At 70.8% G+C, this 20,111-nt stretch carries 17 protein-coding genes and 3 tRNA genes; 3 read left to right on the top strand and 17 right to left on the bottom strand.

Going from position 1 to position 20,111, the window contains the following annotated elements; translation table 11 throughout:
• Positions 1–5: 5 nt before the first annotated feature.
• Positions 6–1,430, bottom strand: coding sequence for a 3-isopropylmalate dehydratase large subunit (gene leuC, locus O7609_RS19880; protein WP_269735645.1), 1,425 nt, complete (start codon positions 1,428–1,430; stop codon positions 6–8).
• Between the two features lie 152 nt (positions 1,431–1,582).
• Here leuC and ndgR point away from each other — a divergent pair, with 152 nt between their 5' ends.
• The gene (gene ndgR / locus O7609_RS19875) at positions 1,583–2,308 is read left to right on the top strand and encodes an IclR family transcriptional regulator NdgR (RefSeq protein ID WP_191211955.1); all 726 of its coding nucleotides are present in this window, start codon (positions 1,583–1,585) and stop codon (positions 2,306–2,308) included.
• A gap of 248 nt (positions 2,309–2,556) precedes the next feature.
• On the opposite strand, the gene O7609_RS19870 is transcribed toward ndgR, so the two are convergent.
• Positions 2,557–3,057, bottom strand: coding sequence for a DUF4188 domain-containing protein (locus O7609_RS19870; RefSeq protein ID WP_269743987.1), 501 nt, complete (start codon positions 3,055–3,057; stop codon positions 2,557–2,559).
• Between the two features lie 138 nt (positions 3,058–3,195).
• On the opposite strand from O7609_RS19870, the gene O7609_RS19865 reads away from it, so the two are divergent.
• Positions 3,196–3,840: a MerR family transcriptional regulator gene (locus tag O7609_RS19865; protein WP_269743986.1), complete on the top strand. Its 645-nt coding sequence runs from the start codon at positions 3,196–3,198 to the stop codon at positions 3,838–3,840.
• 102 nt (positions 3,841–3,942) lie between these two features.
• On the opposite strand, the gene O7609_RS19860 is transcribed toward O7609_RS19865, so the two are convergent.
• The 13 genes from O7609_RS19860 to O7609_RS19800 form a co-directional block, all read right to left on the bottom strand.
• Positions 3,943–4,015, bottom strand: a tRNA-Glu gene (locus O7609_RS19860).
• Positions 4,016–4,043: 28 nt separating this feature from the next.
• A tRNA-Glu gene (locus tag O7609_RS19855) sits at positions 4,044–4,116 on the bottom strand.
• Positions 4,117–4,143: 27 nt separating this feature from the next.
• Positions 4,144–4,215: transfer RNA gene (locus O7609_RS19850), tRNA-Gln, on the bottom strand.
• Between the two features lie 281 nt (positions 4,216–4,496).
• Positions 4,497–5,984 (bottom strand): glutamate--tRNA ligase, encoded by a 1,488-nt coding sequence (gene gltX / locus O7609_RS19845; RefSeq protein WP_269735648.1) that lies wholly within the window; start codon positions 5,982–5,984, stop codon positions 4,497–4,499.
• Positions 5,977–6,759 carry a fumarylacetoacetate hydrolase family protein gene (locus O7609_RS19840; RefSeq protein ID WP_269735649.1) on the bottom strand — a complete coding sequence of 261 codons (783 nt, stop codon included), beginning with the start codon at positions 6,757–6,759 and terminating at the stop codon, positions 5,977–5,979. The genes gltX and O7609_RS19840 overlap by 8 nt, the downstream gene beginning before the upstream one ends.
• 128 nt (positions 6,760–6,887) lie before the next feature.
• A complete protein-coding gene (locus O7609_RS19835) occupies positions 6,888–7,466 on the bottom strand; it encodes a GTP-binding protein (RefSeq protein ID WP_219091389.1) in 579 nt (192 codons plus the stop codon).
• Positions 7,447–7,995, bottom strand: coding sequence for a DUF742 domain-containing protein (locus tag O7609_RS19830; RefSeq protein WP_269735651.1), 549 nt, complete (start codon positions 7,993–7,995; stop codon positions 7,447–7,449). Before O7609_RS19830 ends, O7609_RS19835 begins: the two co-directional genes overlap by 20 nt.
• A gap of 114 nt (positions 7,996–8,109) precedes the next feature.
• A complete protein-coding gene (locus O7609_RS19825) occupies positions 8,110–8,523 on the bottom strand; it encodes a roadblock/LC7 domain-containing protein (protein ID WP_219091459.1) in 414 nt (137 codons plus the stop codon).
• Between the two features lie 10 nt (positions 8,524–8,533).
• Positions 8,534–11,788, bottom strand: a complete 3,255-nt coding sequence (locus tag O7609_RS19820; protein WP_269735652.1) for a sensor histidine kinase — start codon at positions 11,786–11,788, stop codon at positions 8,534–8,536.
• 353 nt (positions 11,789–12,141) lie between these two features.
• Positions 12,142–12,720: a GTP-binding protein gene (locus O7609_RS19815; RefSeq protein WP_269735653.1), complete on the bottom strand. Its 579-nt coding sequence runs from the start codon at positions 12,718–12,720 to the stop codon at positions 12,142–12,144.
• Positions 12,701–13,111, bottom strand: coding sequence for a DUF742 domain-containing protein (locus O7609_RS19810; RefSeq protein WP_269735654.1), 411 nt, complete (start codon positions 13,109–13,111; stop codon positions 12,701–12,703). Before O7609_RS19810 ends, O7609_RS19815 begins: the two co-directional genes overlap by 20 nt.
• 66 nt (positions 13,112–13,177) lie before the next feature.
• Positions 13,178–13,591, bottom strand: coding sequence for a roadblock/LC7 domain-containing protein (locus O7609_RS19805; protein WP_269735655.1), 414 nt, complete (start codon positions 13,589–13,591; stop codon positions 13,178–13,180).
• A gap of 9 nt (positions 13,592–13,600) precedes the next feature.
• Positions 13,601–17,044 (bottom strand): sensor histidine kinase, encoded by a 3,444-nt coding sequence (locus O7609_RS19800; RefSeq protein WP_269735656.1) that lies wholly within the window; start codon positions 17,042–17,044, stop codon positions 13,601–13,603.
• Between the two features lie 563 nt (positions 17,045–17,607).
• Here O7609_RS19800 and O7609_RS19795 point away from each other — a divergent pair.
• Positions 17,608–17,760: a hypothetical protein gene (locus O7609_RS19795; protein WP_269737310.1), complete on the top strand. Its 153-nt coding sequence runs from the start codon at positions 17,608–17,610 to the stop codon at positions 17,758–17,760.
• 152 nt (positions 17,761–17,912) lie between these two features.
• Here O7609_RS19795 and O7609_RS19790 read toward each other — a convergent pair whose 3' ends face one another.
• The gene (locus O7609_RS19790) at positions 17,913–18,128 is read right to left on the bottom strand and encodes an acyl-CoA carboxylase subunit epsilon (RefSeq protein WP_269735657.1); all 216 of its coding nucleotides are present in this window, start codon (positions 18,126–18,128) and stop codon (positions 17,913–17,915) included.
• 212 nt (positions 18,129–18,340) lie between these two features.
• On the bottom strand, positions 18,341–19,936 hold the full coding sequence (locus O7609_RS19785) for an acyl-CoA carboxylase subunit beta (protein WP_269735658.1): 1,596 nt from the start codon (positions 19,934–19,936) through the stop codon (positions 18,341–18,343).
• Positions 19,937–20,111: the final 175 nt, after the last annotated feature.

The following is a 20,111-nucleotide window of genomic DNA, read 5'->3' as shown; positions in this document are numbered from 1 at the left end:
CGTGATCAGACTCCCGCGGGCACGGCGTTGTCGGACAGGTCGGCGGGCGAGGCGAGGTGGCCCAGCACCGCGGTCGCGGCGGCCACCGGCGGCGAGACCAGATGGGTGCGTCCACCCTTGCCCTGCCGGCCCTCGAAGTTGCGGTTGGAGGTGGAAGCCGAGCGCTCCCCCGGGGCGAGCTGGTCGGGATTCATACCCAGGCACATCGAGCAACCCGCGTGCCGCCATTCGGCCCCGGCGGCAGTGAACACCTTGTCCAGGCCCTCTTCCACGGCCTGCAGGGCGACCCGCACGGAACCGGGCACGATCAGCATGCGGACGCCGTCGGCGACCCTGCGACCCTCGATGACGGCGGCGGCCGAGCGCAGGTCCTCGATGCGGCCGTTGGTGCACGAGCCGACGAAGACGGTGTCCACCGCGATGTCCCGCAGCGGTTGGCCCGCGGACAGGCCCATGTACTCCAGAGCCTTCTCGGCCGCCAGCTTCTCGCTCTCGTCGCTGAAGAACGCCGGGTCCGGGACGCTGGCCGACAGCGGCGCGCCCTGGCCGGGATTGGTGCCCCAGGTCACGAACGGGGCCAGCTCGGCGGCCTCGATGACGACCTCACGGTCGAACGCCGCGTCCTCGTCGGTCCGCAGCGTGCGCCAGTACTCGACGGCCGCGTCCCAGTCGGCGCCCTCGGGGGCGTGGGGACGGCCCTTGACGTACGCGAACGTCGTCTCGTCCGGGGCGATCATGCCCGCGCGGGCACCGGCCTCGATCGACATGTTGCAGATGGTCATGCGCGCTTCCATCGAGAGCTTCTCGATGGCCTCGCCCCGGTACTCCAGCACGTAGCCCTGGCCGCCGCCGGTGCCGATCTTCGCGATGACCGCGAGGATCAGGTCCTTGGCGGTGACGTCGGCCGGCAGCTCGCCGTTGACGGTGATCGCCATCGTCTTGAACGGCGCCAGCGGCAGCGTCTGGGTGGCCAGAACGTGTTCGACCTGGCTGGTGCCGATACCGAAGGCCAGCGCGCCGAAGGCGCCGTGCGTGGAGGTGTGGCTGTCACCGCACACCACGGTCATACCCGGCTGCGTGAGGCCGAGCTGCGGTCCCACGACGTGGACGACGCCCTGCTCGACGTCGCCCAGCGGGTGCAGGCGCACACCGAAGTCCGCGCAGTTCTTCCGCAGGGTCTCCAGCTGCGTACGGGAGACGGGATCGGCGATCGGCTTGTCGATGTCGAGGGTCGGGGTGTTGTGATCCTCGGTGGCGATGGTGAGATCGGTGCGACGCACGGCACGCCCGCTCTTGCGCAGACCGTCGAAGGCCTGCGGGCTGGTCACCTCGTGCAGCAGGTGAAGATCGATGTAGAGCAGGTCAGGCTCGCCTTCCACACGCCGGACGACGTGGTCGTCCCAGACCTTCTCCGCGAGTGTCCGTCCCATCGCTGTCCCTCCGGCCGGCCGCGCCGCCGACCACACATAGAGATCCTCGCCCCACCCACTGGTGTGCCCAGGTGGTAGCCGTCACCCCAGACTGGCGGGTTCTCCGGGATATTGAACTTGCGTTTCGTAATGTGAGACGCAAGTATCGACGCATGGACAACTCTAGCGGCGCCTCAAGTGGTGTGGGCGTTCTCGACAAGGCAGCTCTGGTACTGAGCGCTCTGGAGTCCGGTCCGGCCACGCTCGCCGGACTGGTGAGCGCGACCGGCCTGGCGCGCCCCACGGCGCACCGGCTCGCGGTGGCTCTCGAGCACCACCGCTTCGTGGCACGGGACATGCAGGGCCGGTTCATACTCGGCCCCCGGCTCTCCGAGCTGGCCGCCGCGGCCGGGGAGGACCGGCTCCTGGCCTCCGCCGGCCCGGTGCTCACGCACCTGCGCGACGTCACCGGAGAGAGCGCGCAGCTCTACCGGCGTCAGGGCGACATGCGCATCTGCGTGGCTGCGGCCGAGCGGCTCTCCGGCCTGCGCGACACCGTGCCCGTGGGCTCGACGCTGCCGATGAAGGCCGGCTCCGCCGCCCAGATCCTCATGGCCTGGGAGGAGCCGGAGCGGCTACACCGGGGACTCCAGGGCGCCCGGTTCACCGCGACAGCGCTCTCTGGCGTGCGACGGCGGGGCTGGGCCCAGTCCGTCGGCGAACGCGAGCCGGGGGTGGCTTCCGTATCCGCCCCGGTGCGCGGCCCGTCCAACCGCGTCGTCGCCGCCGTCTCGGTATCCGGACCGATCGAGCGCCTGACACGACACCCGGGCCGGATGCACGCCCAAGCCATCGTGGACGCCGCCAACCGGCTCTCCGAGGCCCTGCGCCGCGGTTGAGGCTGCCCGAGGTGAAACCAGCCCGGACCAGGAGGCTCCCCCACTCCGCGCATCACCCCTCCCCCGGCCCAGGGCTGGACGCACGCCCCCGCGCTGGGGAAGTCTGCGCGAAGGCACAGGGCTGGCAAGCGCAGCCACCGGCCCCAGGCGCTGCGCGGGGCAGGACGCTGCCCCCTCCCACGCAGCGCGGACTGCGGGCGCACTGTGACTATTCGCGCAGCTCCCCGCACCCCTGGGGGCGCGCGGCGTCAGCCCAGCGGACTGCGGCCCAGCCGCAGCCGCTGAGCGGCACGCTCGCCTCGGTGCCCCACCGGCTCGACGCCAGTGGCCGCAGCCAGCCCGAAGGGCGGCATCGAGACGTAGACGCTCTCGTAAGCCCCGTCCGGGACCACGTACGTCTCGTGCCAGATCCCCACCGCGCCTCTGGACCCCCTCGCCCGCCGGTTGAAGGCCGCCCACGCCGGGCGATGCTCGGCACCCCGGGCCGAGGCGTAGGCGATCAGCTTCTCGTGCGAGGACCAGTACTGGACGACGTAGACCAGCTGCGGGCCCCCGATCAGCGTCTGGAAACCGAGCAGCCCGCTTTCGTCGTCCCGGCTCAGCTCCCGCAGCATGCGCGGCATGGCCCGCAGCACCGGCCACCACGTGCGCACCGCCAGCATCCGGTTGACGCGCATCCCGATGAGGAACACGGTCAGCTCCCCTTGCGCGGCCGCGGTCATCCGTCCCTCGCGCACCTGCTCGGCCATGACGAATCCACCCCTCGAACCACGGGAGCGCCGCTCACTCCCCACTTGGATAGTGCCACTCTCCAATGAAGATCGCAAGCAGGCTCCCGGCCGACGACGCGGGCATGACGCGGGCCGCCTCGGGCGAGAATGGCCGGTATGCGACTGGCCGAACTGAGCGAACGCAGCGGCATCCCCACCGCGACGATCAAGTACTACCTGCGGGAGAGGCTGCTGCCGCCCGGCGAGCGGGTGAGCGCGACGCAGGCCGAGTACGGCGAGGAACACCTGCGGCGACTCGGCCTGGCACGGGCCCTGATCCAGGTCGGCCGGGTACCGGTCGCGACGGCGCGGGACGTGCTGAGCGCCATCGAGGACGAGGGGCTGGACCAGGGCTCGCGGCTCAGTACGGCCGTGGAGGCGGTGCCGGGCGGACGGCCGTCCACGGCCGGGCCGAAGGAGCGGGAAGCAGCCCGGAGCCGGGTCGCCGAGCTGCGGGAGCGGCTCGGCTGGCAGCAGGTCACCACGTCCTGCGGCCAGGAGGCGCTCGTCGAGGCGGTAGCCACCCTGATGCAGCTCGGCTACCCCTGCGCCCTGGAGGACCTCCTGCCGTACGCCCGCCTGACCGGGGAGCTCGCCGTGCACGACGTGGACATGATTGAGCGCTTCGCCGCGCCGACCACTCAGCTCGAGGCCGCGGTGGCCCTGACGGTGCTGTACGAGCCGGTACTGCTGGGCCTGCGGCGCATGGCGCACGCCGAGGAGTCGACGCGACGCTACTCGGGCGCGCCGGACGGGGCCTGAGCACGCCGCCGGGAGGGGGACGCCCGACGGGCGGCCCCCTCGGCACGGAAGGCCGAGAACGAAAAACCCCGCACCACGAGGTGCGGGGTCTTCCTGATCGAGTACCCCCGACCGGATTCGAACCGGCGCTACCGCCTTGAGAGGGCGGCGTGCTAGGCCGCTACACAACGGGGGCCCCAGCTCGGCTCTCCGAAGAGAGCCAGTACCCCCGACCGGATTCGAACCGGCGCTACCGCCTTGAGAGGGCGGCGTGCTAGGCCGCTACACAACGGGGGCATTCGATCTTGCTGGGCGAAGATCGCGCTGGGGTACCAGGACTCGAACCTAGACTAACTGAACCAGAATCAGTCGTGCTGCCAATTACACCATACCCCACCAAAACTCAACCCCCTGAGGGGGTTTCATTCAGGTGAGCCGCTTCCCGGTGTTCCGGCCTTTCGGCCTGCCCCGTTCGGCGACAGGAAGAACATTACCTGATCGCGTGCGGTGCTCCAAAACGGGTTACGCCCCGGCCACCGGCGGGTAGGCCGACCCGTCGTCCACCGGAACGGGAACGGGACACGAACGCCCGCGCCCCCGGTGCCAGCGGGTACCGGGGGCGCGGGGAGCGGGAGCGCGGGGCCGCGGGGCGCCGGGAGCGGGCTCCGGGCCCGGGCTCAGGCCGTCAGGCGTTTCAGGGCGGTGTCGACGCGGGCGAGCGTGCGCTCCCGCCCGAGCACCTCCAGGGACTCGAACAGCGGCAGACCGACCGTCCGGCCGGTGACCGCCACCCGCACCGGCGCCTGGGCCTTGCCGAGCTTGAGGCCGTGCTCCTCGCCGGCCGACAGCACGGCCGCCTTGAGGGCCTCGGCGTTCCAGTCGGCCGCCGCCAGCTTCTCCCGGGCCGTCGCGAGCAGGGCCTCGGCTCCGGGCTTCATCGCCTTCTTCCACGACGCCTCGTCCTCGGCCGGCTCGTCGAGGAAGAGGAAGTCCACGTTGGCGGTGATGTCCGACAGCACGGTCAGCCGGGTCTGGGCCAGTGGGGCGAGCGCGTCGAACTCGGCGCGGTCGAAGGCCTCGGGACGCCACGGTGCGTGGGGCGCCCGCAGCCACGGCTCGCACGCGGTGACGAAGTCCGCCACCGGCATCTCGCGCAGGTGCGTGGCGTTGATCGCCTCGCACTTCTTGAGGTCGAAGCGGGCCGGGTTGGCGTTCACCGAGGTGATCTCGAAGGCCGCGACCATCTCGTCCATGGAGAAGATGTCCCGGTCCTCGGCGATCGACCAGCCCAGCAGGGACAGGTAGTTGAGCAGCCCCGCCGGCAGGAAGCCACGCTCCCGGTAGAGGTTGAGGGACGACTCCGGGTCCCGCTTGGAGAGCTTCTTGTTGCCCTCCCCCATGACGTACGGCAGATGGCCGAACTCGGGCGTCCGGCCGCTGCCGACGCCGATCTCCGCCAAGGCGCGGTAGAGCGCGATCTGGCGCGGCGTCGAGGAGAGCAGGTCCTCGCCTCGCAGCACGTGGGTGATCTCCATCAGCGCGTCGTCCACCGGGTTGACCAGGGTGTACAGCGGCGCGCCGTTCGCCCGGACGATGCCGAAGTCCGGCACGTTCTCGGGCTGGAAAGTCAGCTCACCGCGGACGAGGTCGGTGAAGGTGATCGGCTCGTCCGGCATCCGGAAGCGCACGATGGACGTGCGGCCTTCGGCCTCGTGCGCGGCGATCTGCTCGGGGGTGAGCTCGCGGCACAGGCCGTCGTAGCCCGAGGGCCGCCCCGCCTTGCGGGCGGCCTCGCGGCGGGCGTCGAGCTCCTCGGCCGTGCAGTAGCAGCGGTAGGCGTGGCCGGACTCCAGCAGCTTCCGGGCGACGTCCGCGTAGATGTCCATGCGCTGCGACTGGCGGTACGGGGCGTGCGGACCGCCGATCTCGGGGCCCTCGTCCCAGTCGAACCCGAGCCAGCGCATGGAGTCCAGGAGTTGCTCGTAGGACTCCTCGGAGTCCCGCGCGGCGTCGGTGTCCTCGATGCGGAAGACCAGGGTGCCGCCGTGGTGGCGGGCGAACGCCCAGTTGAACAGGGCGGTGCGGACCAGTCCCACGTGCGGGTTGCCGGTCGGGGACGGACAGAAACGGACCCGGACGGGTGCCGGGGTGGTTGCGCTAGCCACGCTTGATCACCTTGTTGGTGAGAGTGCCGATGCCTTCGATGGTGACGGCGACCTCGTCGCCGACGTTGAGGGGGCCGACGCCCGCGGGGGTGCCGGTGAGGATGACGTCGCCCGGCAGGAGGGTCATCGCCTCGCTGATGTGCACGACCAGGTCCGCCACGGAGTGGGCCATCTCGGCGCTGCGGCCGAGCTGCCGCTGCTCCCCGTTGACGGTGCACCCGACGGTGAGGTCGGAGGGATCCAGGTCGGTCTCGACCCAGGGGCCGAGCGGGCAGGCGCCGTCGAAGCCCTTGGCCCGGGCCCACTGCTCCTCGCGGCGCTGGACGTCCCGGGCTGTGAGGTCGTTGGCGCAGGTGTAGCCGAGGATCACCTCGGACACGCGCTCCCTGGGCACCTGGTGGCACATGCGGCCGATGACGACGGCGAGCTCCGCCTCGTGGTGCACCTCCGCGGAGAATCCGGGGTAGGCCACCGGGTCGCCGGGGCCCACGACGGACGTGGACGGTTTGAAGAAGACGACCGGGGTCTCGGGGACGGTCCGGCCCAGTTCCCTCGCGTGCTCCGCGTAGTTCCGCCCGACGGCGACGACCTTGCTGGGAAGCACCGGGGCGAGCAGCCGGACCTGGCTGACCGGCACCTTCTGGCCGGAGCGCTCGAACTCGCCGAAGGGGTGACCCTTGATGAGATCGAGCACCAGGCCGGGCTCGGTGTCGGCGTCGCCCTCCACGACGCCGAATCCGACGTTGCCGTCGATGGAGAATCTGGCGATGCGCACGGTGAACGGTGCCCTTTCGGGTGGCCTCGGACGAACGGTGGGGTTTCAGCGTATCCGCTGCCGTTCACCGGCCGCGCGGGGGAGGCCGCGGCCCCCGGGCCGGGCACCGGGGGCGGTCCGGGCCCAGGTCAGCGCAGGCGGGCCATGAGGGCGTGCTCGACCAGGGTGATCAGTGCGCTCTTGGCGTCGGCGCGGTGCCGGGCGTCGGTGGTGATGATCGGCGTGTCCGGGCCGATCTGCAGCGCCTCCCGCACCTCCTCCGGGTTGTACGGCTGGTGACCGTCGAACCCGTTGAGCGCGATCACGAACGGCAGACCGCTGTTCTCGAAGTAGTCCACCGCCGGGAAGCAGTCCGCCAGCCGCCGCGTGTCGACCAGCACCACCGCACCGATCGCACCCCGCACCAGGTCGTCCCACATGAACCAGAACCGGTCCTGTCCCGGCGTACCGAACAGGTACAGGATCAGGTCCTGGTCGAGGGTGATGCGGCCGAAGTCCATGGCGACGGTCGTCGTCGTCTTGTCGCCGGTGTGGGTGAGGTCGTCGATCCCCGCGGAGGCGGAGGTCATGACGGCTTCGGTGCGCAGGGGATTGATCTCCGACACGGCGCCCACGAAGGTCGTCTTGCCCACGCCGAATCCACCGGCCACCACGATCTTCGCGGAGGTGGTGGAACGGGCGGCACCGCTAGAGCTTGCGAAGTCCACTGAGCACCCTTTCGAGCAGTGTCACGTCTGGCTGACCACCGGCGGTCTCGTCGCCGCCGGGCTGATGGATGGCGACGAGTCCGGCCTCGGCGAGGTCGGCGACGAGGATCCGGGCGACGCCAAGAGGAATGGAGAGGAGTGCGGAGACCTCGGCGACCGACTTGATCTCGTAGCACAGGCGGCAGATCCGCTGGTGCTCCGGGAGCTGGCCCTGCAGCCGGGCCGGGTCCGCCGTGGTGCTGACCAGCGCCTCGATGGCGAGCTGGTACCGCGGGCGGGTGCGACCGCCCGTCATGGCGTACGGGCGCACCAGAGGGTGGGGCTGACCGCCACCGGATCCGGCTCCGCCGTCCGCTCCCCCGCCGCGTGCCGAACGCTGCGGGGACCGGTTCTGCTGCGGCACCTGCTGCTGGGAGTCCTGTCCCGCCTGCGGCTGCTGCCGGCTCGGCGTCGAGGGGAAGTTGTAGCGCGAATAGCCGAAATCGCCCTGCTGCTCGCTGCCGTACGGACCGCCTTGGGGCGTTGTCACGTTTCCTCCTCCAACTGCCGGCTTGCGGGGAACCGCCGCACTCCCGAAGTGCTGCAACGGCGTCCGCGTTCCCGCACCCTATGGCGCGGACAACGCGACACGCACACGTGTCTGTTAGTTGAGAAGACTGCCTTGCAGTTCCGCGCGGAGGTCCGGCGTCAGTACGGTACCGGCCCGGTCGACCAGAAGGGCCATCTCGTACCCCACCAGACCGATATCCGCGTCGGGATGCGCGAGCACCGCCAAGGACGAACCGTCGGAGATCGCCATGATGAAGAGGAAACCACGCTCCATCTCCACCACCGTCTGATTGACACCGCCGCCCTCGAAGATCCGCGACGCCCCCTGGGTCAACGACGCCAACCCAGAAGCCACCGCCGCCAACTGGTCGGCACGATCCCGCGGAAAACCCTCGGACATCGCCAGAAGAAGACCGTCGGCGGAGACCACCACCGTGTGCGACACCCCCGGGGTGTTCTCCACGAAGTTAGTGATCAACCAGTTCAGGTTCTGCGCCGCCTGGCTCATCGGGCTCACACTAACGCTCCTGCTCGTAGGTGCTGCCGGGGTTGTCGCCCGGTCGCTCGTTCTGCGGGTTCTGGGGCGCGGACCCGCGCCCCCGGCGGACACCGCGGTGCAGGTTGCTCAGCCTGCCCCGCACGTCCTCCGGGTTCCTGGAGACCTGCGGGCCTCCGGGGTCCGTCTGTTCGGCGGTGCCCTCGATGAGGTTGGCCCCGGCCACGCGTCGGGGCAGCCCGGAGGAGGTGATACCACCGGCCCTGGGGTCGCGCAGGCCTTCCGCGCGCTCCCAGCGGTCGTCGTTGGCCGAACGCCAGTCGGACGACTCCGGCTCCTCGCGGGGGGCCGGAACGTCCTGCCGGGGCGGTGGCTGCTGAACCGCACCGGCGCCGTCGGACGGCTTGGACCGCTTCTCCCGGCGCGGCAGACCGGCTTCGGTGACGGAGCCGACGGCCGAGCCGGTCGGAGGCTCGAAGCCTACGCGCTCATCCGCCGCCGCGGGAGTGCCGGGGCGTGGTTCCTGCACGCCGAAGACCGACTGCCGCTGCTGGCCGCCGTCCTGGACCTGCGGAATCTGGGCCGTCGCCTCGAACCCGCTCTCCTCGTAGGAGGGGCCGGTGGCCGACTGCTCCTCGAACGCGGCGCGGTCACCGTAGCCGCCGTCGTGGCCCGGACCGCCCTGCCCCTGCTGACGGACGTCCTGGGGATAGCCGGAGCCGTAGCCGCCCGGCGCGAAAGCGTCCTGACCGTACTGGTCATAGCCGCCCGCGTCGTACCCCTGACCGGTGTCATAGTCCTGACCGGCGTCGTAGACCTGCCCCGCGTCGTAGCCCCCGCCCGTGTCGTACTCCCGGGCGGGTCCGGCCTGCTCCGCGAACGGCTGCGCCGGTGCGGCGTGGCTGTCCCGGCCGCCGAACGCGTCCTGCGGGGCGTCGAAGGCGTTCCCGCCCGCGACCGGCCGCTCGGGCGAGGAACGGTGATCGTCACGGTGCGGAGCACGGCCGCCCGGCTCCAGGGCGGAGAGGTCGTCCGGCACGGACACCTCGCCGCCGTAGCGGCTGTCGTCGAAGCCGAGCGCGGCCGCGGTGGCCCCGCCCTGGAGGGGGCTGGGCGTGGCCTGGGTCGTCTCCGTGGCCTCGGGCATGATCCGCGAGACGGTGAAGTCCTCCTCCATCAGCTCCTCGCCGCCGCCACCGTGGGTGATGGCGTCCGGAAGCATGACCAGCGACGTCGTACCGGCCTGCTCGCCCGAGGGGCGGAGCTGGACGCGGATGCCGTGCCGGTCGGAGAGGCGGCCGACCACGAACAGGCCCATGCGCTGGGAGATCGCCGCGTCCACGGTGGGCGGGTTGGCGAGCTTGTGGTTGATGTCCGCGAAGTCCTCGGCGGTGAGGCCGATGCCCTTGTCGTGGATCTCGATCATGACGCGGCCGTCGGGCAGCCGGGTCGCGGTCACCTTGACCTTGGTCTGCGGCGAGGAGAACGAGGTGGCGTTCTCCAGCAGCTCGGCGAGCAGGTGCACGAGGTCGGTGACGACGGAGCCGTGGATGTCGCTCTCGGGGACTCCGGTGATCTCGATCCGCTCGTACTGCTCCACCTCGGAGGAGGCCGCGCGGATGACGTCCACCAGGGGAACCGGCTGGTTCCAGCGGCGGCCCGGCTCCTCGCCCGCGAGGACGAGGAGGTTCTCGCCGTTCCGGCGCATACGGGTGGCCAGGTGGTCCAGCTTGAAGAGGCTTTCCAGCTGGTCCGGGTCGGCCTCGTTGTTCTCCAGGTCGGTGATCAGGCCGAGCTGGCGCTCGATGAGGCCCTGGTTGCGGCTGGAGAGGTTGGTGAAGATCGCGTTGACGTTGCCCCGGAGGAGGGCCTGCTCGGCCGCCAGCCGGACGGCCTCGCGGTGCACCTGGTCGAAGGCCCGGGCGACCTCGCCGATCTCGTCCTTGGTGTCGATGTCGATCGGTTTGACCTGGGTGTCGACACGGCCGGGGTCGGTGCGCGAGAGCTGGTCGACCAGCATCGGCAGCCGCTGCTCGGCGACGTCGAACGCGGCGGTGCGCAGCCGGATCATCGACTTGCTCATCGAACGGGCCATCAGCCCGGCCACGATGAAGGCCAAGAGCAGGGCCACGAGCACGATCGCGGAGTTGATGACGGCTTCGGTCTTGGCGTCCGAGGCGATCTGCTGTGACTCGGCCACGGCGCGGTTGGCGAGGTCCTGCTCGATGCCCCGGTAGACGTCGAACTTCGCGGTGGTGGCCTGGTACCAGACCTCCTCGGTCACGCCCTTCTTCGCCAGGTCCTCGGGCTCGGCGCCCGAGGCGATGAGGGTGACCATCTCCTCGAAGGGCGGCGGCGTGACGAAGGGCCGGTCGGCGGCCTCGGCGGCCGCCCTGGCCTCCGCGGCGTTCTCGTTGGCCTGCTTCTGCAGCGCGGCCAGCTCCGAGCGGAGCCGCTTAACGTCCTCCTCGGTACCGGCGTTCGTGTACTCGGTGAGGGCGATCCTCTCCAGGTAGGCGTAGGAGGAGAGGTTCACGACCTGCTCCTGCTTGTCCTCCTTGGAGGGCCCGGGGGCGACCAGGAGGTGCGTGCCGATCGAACGCGTCAGCGACTCGGCAGCCTTGGCGAGGGAGATGGCATAGACGGTGCGGCCGTAGGAGGTGACGTTGCCCGTGCCCAGACCCAGCTCGTTGGAGAGGTTCATCAGCGGGTGCTGGACCTCGACGTAGCCGAGCTCGGTCTCCACGCCGCTGAGCTCTTCGCTGTAGGCGGCCTCCCGCAGTGGACCGAGCCTGGCCTCGACGTCGCGGATGGCGTTCAGCCGGCGTTCGAGGCCGGCCGTCCTCGGCGCGGCCTCGGCGGCCTCGTCGAAGGCGGCCTTGGCCGCGTCGGTGGCGCGGCGGGCCTCCGACACCTCGGGGGCGTCCCGCTCCCCGCGCAGCAGCGGCGCGGCGGTGCGGTCACGCTCGTCGAGCAGCGCGTGGCCGTAGGCCGACGCGGCACGGACGAGCTCGGCGGTGGCCTCGGCGTCCTGCGCCTCGGTCAGCGTCTCGATGGAGCTCTGCACCCGGAAGCCACCGAAGATCAGGGCCACGATCACGGGGATGAGCAGGATCGCGTTCAGCCGCGTGGCCACGCGCCAGTTGCGCACCGCCAGCTTGCTGGAGTTCCCGCCGCCTCCGGCCGGTTCGGTGTCCCCGGTGGGCACGGCCGCGGCATGCGGGGTGAAGTTGCCCCGCGACTCCGGCGGCGGGGGCGCCGTCTTGCTTCGCCTCACTCGACCAAACCTCTCGGCGTCGGCACCTCGGATTCGGGGTGCCGCGACTACTGCTGAGTTCAGCGAATTCCAGCACGCCGGAGGGTGCTTTCCAAATATTTGAAGGAGTGACGAACTGACCCGGTTTCACTGAACCTTCAATCAACAAAACAGACACAAGGTGCATTCGTCGGCAAATGACGAGAGAAACGTACGCAGACCGAAGCGATCTCGTAGCCGCGCGTGGTCGGCGACCGGGGATTCTCTGTCGAAACGTTATGAATGTCCGCGAGTACGGCGACAAGGCCGTGTGGTCAACCACACAGCCTTGTCGCAGCCGTTGCCCGGTCCGACGGGAAGGTGTATGCGGCTCGTCAGCGCAGGCGAGCCAGCAGCGCGTGTTCCACCAGGGTGATCAGTGCGCTCTTGGCGTCGGCGCGGTGCCGGGCGTCGGTGGTGATGATCGGCGTGTCCGGGCCGATCTGCAGCGCCTCCCGCACCTCCTCCGGGTTGTACGGCTGGTAACCGTCGAACCCGTTGAGCGCGATCACGAACGGCAGACCGCTGTTCTCGAAGTAGTCCACCGCCGGGAAGCAGTCCGCCAGCCGCCGCGTGTCGACCAGCACCACCGCACCGATCGCACCCCGCACCAGGTCGTCCCACATGAACCAGAACCGGTCCTGTCCCGGCGTACCGAACAGGTACAGGATCAGGTCGTCGTCCAGCGTGATGCGGCCGAAGTCCATCGCGACGGTCGTCGTCGTCTTGCCGCCGGTGTGGGTGAGGTCGTCGATCCCCGCGGACGCCGACGTCATCACCGCCTCCGTGCGCAGCGGGTTGATCTCCGACACGGCGCCCACGAAGGTCGTCTTGCCCACGCCGAATCCACCGGCCACCACGATCTTCGCGGAGGTGGTGGCGCGCGCCGCGCCGCTAGAGCTTGCGAAGTCCACTGAGCACCCTTTCGAGCAGTGTCACGTCCGGAGAGCCGCCGGGCTCGTCGCTGCCGCCGGGCTGGTGGATGGCCACCATCCCGGCCTCGGCGAGGTCGGCGACAAGAATGCGGGCCACACCGAGCGGAATCCCGAGCAGCGCCGATATCTCTGCCACCGACTTCACCTCGCGGCACAGGTGGCAGATGCGCTGGTGCTCCGGGAGCAGTCCGTCCATGAGCCCGGGGTCGGCGGTGTTGCTGACCAGTGCCTCGATGGCGAGCTGGTAGCGTGGCCGGGTACGACCCCCCGTCATGGCGTACGGGCGCACCAGTGGCTGATCGCCCTCGTCGTCGTACGGCACGTGATGGTCCATGCCGTAGGGATCAGACGAGGCGGGCGGCGGGGTCATGGCTCCTCCGGGCGAGGCATGAGGCGTCTAAGCGGACTGTGGTGCTCATGTGGGGGGAGCTTTCCGTCAGTTGAGAATAGTGCTTTGGAGTTCGGCCCGAACTTCGGGAGTCAGTACGGTACCGGCCCGGTCGACCAGAAGGGCCATCTCGTACCCCACCAGACCGATATCCGCGTCGGGATGCGCGAGCACCGCCAAGGACGAACCGTCGGAGATCGCCATGATGAAGAGGAAACCACGCTCCATCTCCACCACCGTCTGATTGACACCGCCGCCCTCGAAGATCCGCGACGCCCCCTGGGTCAACGACGCCAACCCAGAAGCCACCGCCGCCAACTGGTCGGCACGATCCCGCGGAAAACCCTCGGACATCGCCAGAAGAAGACCGTCGGCGGAGACCACCACCGTGTGCGACACCCCCGGGGTGTTCTCCACGAAGTTAGTGATCAACCAGTTCAGATTGTGCGCCGCCTGGCTCATCGGACTCAACTAACGCTCCTGCCGGTACGTGGGGCCGGAGCCCCGGTTGGTGCTGTCCGAGGCACCGCCGGCCTCGCGGCCCTGCTGGATGCCTCGACGGAGGTTGGTCAGCCGGCCGCGCACGTCGTCGGGAGCGCGGGAGACCTGCGGACCCGAGCGGGTCTCGTTCTGCTGTTGCGCGGTACCCGCGACGAGGTTCGCACGGGGTACGCGGCGCGGCAGGCCGGAGGTGGTGATACCCCCGGCGGCGGGCTCGCGGACCTGTTCCGCGCGGCGCCACCGCTCGTCGTTGGGCGAGGCCTGCCAGGAGGCCTCGGCGGGAGCCGGACCGCCGGCGTGCCCGTTGACCCGCTCCTGCGGGCCGGGGGCGGAGCCGGGGGGCGACTGCCCGTGGTCCGGCTCGGCCTCCCGGCTCGCGCGCCGGGAGGAGAACCAGTTGGACTCCATCTCCTCGAATATCGGCGTCCGGGCGGACGCCGCGGCCGTCGGGGCGATGGGCAGGTCCAGTTCGCTGGTGTCGTCCGGCCTGGCGGACGGGGCCTCCGCCCGGCCCGCGGGCAAGGGCGGCAGCGGGTGCCCTCCCGTGGACTCGGCGTCCCCATGGCCGCGCGAGGCCTCCCGGCCGGAGCCCCGGCCGTCGGGTATCTGCTCCGCCGTGTCCCGTGCCCAGCTCGGACGCTGCCCGCCCGCACGGTCGCCCGGTGTCTGCTGCTGGCCGTGGGCCGGGGCCTGGCCCTGGGCTTGCCGGTCGCGCGTGGGCAGCTCGGCGACGGGGCGCGGCGCGGACGGCGGCGGCGTACCGGGGACGCCCTGGGGGGCGGCCGGTCGGTTGCCCGCGCCGTGAGAGCCGGGGCCGCCGAGGGAACCGGGGCCGCCCCCGGCACCGGGCCGGCCCCCGGGACCGGGCCGGCCGGCAGGACCGGGCCGGCCGCCTGCCGCGGGCGCACCCGGGCCGGGACGGGCCGCGGGGCTGCCCGCGCGGGAGTTCCCCATTCCGGGGTTGCCCGGCGCGGGGCCGGGGCTGCCCGGCGCACCGCCGAAGTTGCCGCCCCCGGGGCCACCGGGCCCGGAGCCGGGGTTGGCCGGGAGCGCGGGTCGCGAGCCGCCCGGGCCCTTACCGCGGGTGTGCAGGGCGGCGAGCTTGCTGCCGCCGGGGCCGGGGGCACCCGAGCCGCCCCGGGGTTCACGCTGGAGCGAGGCGCTCGCCATGCCGGCGTTGCCGCCGGGGGCACCGCTGCCGCCGGGAGCGCCGGGACCACCCGGTGCTCCGGTCCCGCCGGGGGCGGCCGGCTTGGCCTTGGCCCCGTGGCTGACCTCGACGGGGAGCATGACGAGGGCCGTCGTGCCGCCCGACTCGGAGGGGCGGAGCTGGATGCGGATGTTGTGCCGCAGGGAGAGCCGGCCGACCACGAAGAGACCCATGCGGCGGGAGACGGACACGTCCACCGTCGGCGGGTTGGCGAGCCGGTCGTTGATCGCCGCGAGGTCCTCGGGGGACAGGCCGATACCGGTGTCGTGGATCTCGACCAGCACCCGGCCGTCGGGCAGGGCGTGGCCGGTGACCTTGACCTTGGTCTGCGGCGAGGAGAACGAGGTGGCGTTCTCCAGCAGCTCGGCGAGCAGGTGCACGAGGTCGTTGACGACGCGTCCGGCGACCTGGGTGGCGGGCACGGCGCTCAGCTCGATGCGCTCGTACTGCTCCACCTCGGAGGCCGCGGCGCGGAGCACGTCGACGAGCGGGACGGGGCGCGTCCAGCGGCGGCCCGGCTCCTCACCGGCGAGGACGAGGAGGTTCTCGCCGTTCCGGCGCATGCGGGTGGCGAGGTGGTCGAGCTTGAACAGCGAGGAGAGCTGGTCCGGGTCGGCCTCGCGGGACTCCAGCTCGGAGATGAGCGAGAGCTGACGCTGGATAAGGCCCTGGCTGCGCCGCGAGAGGTTGGTGAACATCGCGTTGACGTTGCCCCGCAGCATGGCCTGGTCACCGGCGAGCCGGACGGCCTCGCGGTGCACGTCGTCGAAGGCCGCGGCCACCTGGCCGATCTCGTCGCGGCTGTGCACACCGACGGACTCGACGGTGGTGTCGACGTCCTGCGGGTCGGCTTCGGAGAGTTCCCGGACGAGTTCGGGCAGCCGCTTGCGGGCGACGTCCTGGGCCGTGTCCTGGAGCCGGCGCAGGGAGCGGACCATGGAGCGGGCGACGACGAACGCACCGACCAGCGAGATGCCGAGCACGAGCAGGATCACGGCGCCGTTGATGAGGGCGTCCTGCTGTGCCTCGGCGCGCAGTTCGCGGGCCTGGTCGTCCATCTCGTCGAGCAGGGTCTGCTCGATGCGCTTCATCGCGTCGATCTTCGTCCGGTCCTGGTCGTACCAGTCCATGTACGAGCGCGTCTCGGACGTGATGCCGTGGGGCCGCTTGAAGACGCGGTCCGCGTACTCGTTGGCCGAGGTGATGTTGTGGTCGCCGCCGTTCAGCGGCGTCATCAGCTCGGCGGCCCCCTCCGGGCCGTAGATGACGTTGAAGCGGTTGAGGAACGCCGTCTCGTTCTCGTTGGCCGAGCGGCCGTAGCGGCGGTCGTTCTCGGACAGCTGCGGCCCGTCGGGGTGGGCGAGCCCGGCGCTGATGACCGCACGCTGGATGGAGGCGTACTCCTTGGCCGTGGAGAAGGCGGCCAGCGCGCGGGTGCTCTGGATCATCTCCGGGTTGCTCGTGGCCTGGGCCATGTCCCGCGAGAGGGCGAGCAGGGAGTCGATCAGGCCGTTGTACTCGCTGACCGTGTCACCGACGGCCTTCGGGTCGTCGTAGGCCCGATCCCGGATGTTCTTGATCGTGTTGAGCTGGCGGCCGATGTCGATGATCGTCGCCTGGACACCGGTGAGGTGGTTGTCCTTGTCCTCGGTGAGGGCCTCGGCGGCGTCGTTGAACGCCTTCCGGGCCCGGTCGGTGGCCTCCCGCGGGCCGACGACGGTGTCGTCCTTGGCGTTGCCGTGCGCGGTCAGCGGACCGGCCGAGCGGTCGCGCTCCTCCTGGAGGGCGATGGCGAGCTGGGTCGCCTGCTCGGTCATCTCGGTGAGCAGCCGCATGTTCTCCAGCTGCTCGACCTCGCTGGTGGCGTCCGCGATGCGGATGCCACCGAGGACGGTCGCCGCGGCGACGGGGAGAGCGAGGAGCGAGACCAGACGGGTGCTGATGCGCCAGTTCTTCAGGGCCAGGCGGGAGCCGGCGCCCTTGGGCGCCTTGGGCGCGGAGCCGGACGGCTCGCCACCCTCCGCGGCACCCGACGCCGGTGTGGCTGCCGAGGGTTTGACCGGCGACCGGCCGTCCATGCCGTCCGGTGCGACGGTGCCGGAACCGCCGTCCTGTGCGCGCTGAGGGGCGGAGCCGCGGTCACCTGCACCGCGCAGCTCCGGGTCCCCCGCAGCGCTGCCATCCCTCTTGAAACGTCCCTGCACTAGCGTCGCAACCTCTGGACCAGGCGTCTCCCCGGGTCCGGGGAGACGGTATCGAGTCGGTGGACCGCATGGTCCGTCCGACGGTCGTGAGCGACCGACGCGAGTCCGCAACCCGCCGCGCGGCGCTGAGCGCCCCCTGCGCGCCGGCTGAAGCCCTACGGCGGTCCGTGAGATTCCAGCACAGTGCCCGATCTCCCAACAAGGGCCACGGATCACCCCGGGTACGCAATGACCGTGTGCAGCAATTCCGTCACTGATTGCAGAATTCGCGACACGTAATTTCGGACTTTTCCCCACGAGATGGTCAGAGGTGCCGACCGCCCCGCTCGTCGCAGCCCGAAGTGGAACGTAACGGTCTATCCACTTTCGCCGCTTTCACCACCCCTATCCCCTGGAATCCTTTGCCCGTTTTGTCGCTCAATGGGTGAGCAAAATCACAAGCCTCGGAGTGACTGTGACGACCATCCGACGGGCAGATCGTTTTACTCTCGTGATTTGCACACTGATCAGTAACCGCGTCCGGACGACGAAGAGGCATAGTCACCGTGAAGACGACCCTGAGCATGCGTAGCGTTGCCAACCCCCAGCGCACCACGCTGGCACACCTCACGGATACCGAAGAGCTCCTGCCGGAAGGCCACGACCACGGCACCGAGCTGCCCGAGGCGACGGCCAACCCCCGGCGCACGACGCTGATGGACGCGCCCCAGCGCTGAACTCGGGCGGCGGATCGTGGCGCTGGACGGGAGCGGCCGGACGGGAGCGAAGCCCCCGGGCGGCGCACCGGAGCCACAGGCCCCCGCCTCCGCAGGCCGTCACACGCGATGAGGCCCGCACCGGTGCGGGCCTCATCGCGTGTGACGGCGTCTCAGAGCTGCCAGCTGTGCGGGGCACGGAACCCCGGCGTGCGCTCCAGCCGCCGCCAGCGGGCGGCCGTACGCGTCGGCCGGTGTCCGGCGGCAGGGTGGGCCGTACCGCTCCCGGCGGCCCGGGCCAGCAGGATCGCGGTGACGGCGGCCACTTCCTCGTCGCTCGCGCGCCCCTTCTCGACGCGGACCAGACTGGCGGCTTCGGTGGTGCTCACAGGGCTTCTCCGTTCGCTTCTCCGCCCGCGCGGCGCAGAGGTGCGGGCATCATCGTCATCCGCGGCCGAACGGCCGCGCGTGCGTCGCTCACAGGGCTTCTCCGTTCGCTTCTCCGCCCGCGCGGCGCAGAAGTGCGGGCATCATCGTCATCCGCGGCCGAACGGCCGCGCGTGCGTCGCTCACAGAGCTTCTCCCTTTCACTGCGGCAGGGTCACTGCGGCGGATTGCCGTGCTTGCGGGACGGCAGGTCGGCGTGCTTCGTGCGGAGCATGGCGAGCGAACGGACCAGGACCTCCCGGGTCTCGGCCGGGTCGATGACGTCGTCGACCAGTCCGCGCTCCGCGGCGTAGTACGGGTGCATGAGCTCGGTCTTGTACTCCTTGACCATGCGGCTGCGCATGGCCTCGGGGTCGTCGGCCTCGGCGATCTGCCGACGGAAGATCACTCCGGCGGCCCCCTCGGCGCCCATGACGGCGATCTCGTTCGTCGGCCAGGCGAAGGTGAGGTCGGCTCCGATGGACTGGCTGTCCATGACGATGTAGGCACCGCCGTAGGCCTTGCGCAGGACGACCGAGACCCGGGGGACGGTGGCGTTGCAGTAGGCGTACAGGAGCTTGGCGCCGTGGCGGATGATGCCGCCGTGCTCCTGGTCGACGCCGGGCAGGAAGCCGGGCACGTCCAGCAGGGTGACGATCGGGATGTTGAAGGCGTCGCACATCTGCACGAACCGCGCGGCCTTCTCCGAGGAGTGGATGTCCAGCACCCCGGCCAGGTTCTGCGGCTGGTTCGCCACGATGCCCACGACCTGCCCGTCGAGGCGGGTCAGGGCGCAGATGATGTTCTCGGCCCAGCGCTCGTGGACCTCCAGGTACTCGCCGTCGTCGACGAGCTCCTCGATCACCTTCCGCATGTCGTAGGGCCGGTTGCCGTCCGCGGGGACGAGGTCCAGAAGAGACTCGCACCGCCGGTCCGCCGGGTCCTCGGTGACGACGCCGGGCGGGTTCTCGCGGTTGTTCTGGGGGAGGAGGGAGAGCAGGTAGCGGACTTCCTCCAGGCAGGTCTCCTCGTCGTCGTAGGCGAACTGCGAGACCCCCGAGGTGCCCGCGTGGACGTCCGCACCGCCCAGCCCGTTCTGCGTGATGTCCTCGCCCGTGACCGCCTTGACCACGTCCGGACCCGTGATGAACATCTGCGAGGTGTCCCGCACCATGAACACGAAGTCCGTCAACGCCGGCGAGTAGGCCGCACCCCCCGCACACGGACCCAGCATCACCGAGATCTGCGGAATCACCCCCGACGCCCGCGTGTTGCGCTGGAAGATCCCCCCGTACCCCGCCAGCGCCGTCACCCCCTCCTGGATCCGCGCCCCCGCACCGTCGTTCAACGACACCAGCGGCGCACCCGCCGCGATCGCCATGTCCATGATCTTGTGGATCTTCGTCGCATGCGCCTCACCCAACGCCCCGCCGAAGATCCGGAAGTCGTGCGCGTAGACGAACACCGTCCGCCCGTGCACCGTCCCCCACCCCGTCACCACACCATCGGTGTACGGACGCCTCGCCTCCAGCCCGAACCCCGAAGCACGATGCCGCCGCAGCGGCTCCACCTCACGGAACGACCCCTCGTCCAGCAACAGCGCGATCCGCTCCCGCGCCGTCAGCTTCCCCTTCCCGTGCTGCGCCTCGGTCGCCCGCTCGCTGGGGCCGCGGTGGGCCTGCTCACGGAGGGCATGCAGTTCGGCGGTGCGGCCACGCGCGTCCGTCGCGTTCACGGCGGCGGCCTCCGGGGCCTGGGAGAGATCGGTCATGTATAGACCCTACGAAACCGGGGGCGCTATCCCTGTCGTTGGATTCGTACAGTCTCCGCCGGAATTTCATGGCCGCGCTGGACAGAACCCCCCTGTCACGGGGGAGCTCCAGCGGTGATGCCACAGAAGCGAGTGGCGCCGCGCTGTAGGGGTTCCACAGTGCGGCGCCACTCGC

This window comes from Streptomyces sp. WMMC1477 (genome assembly GCF_027460245.1).
In the GTDB taxonomy this organism is placed as follows: Bacteria; Actinomycetota; Actinomycetes; order Streptomycetales; family Streptomycetaceae; genus Streptomyces.
The sequence above is the reverse complement of the archived record's forward strand: the minus strand, read 5'-3'. Positions and strand labels throughout refer to the sequence as shown.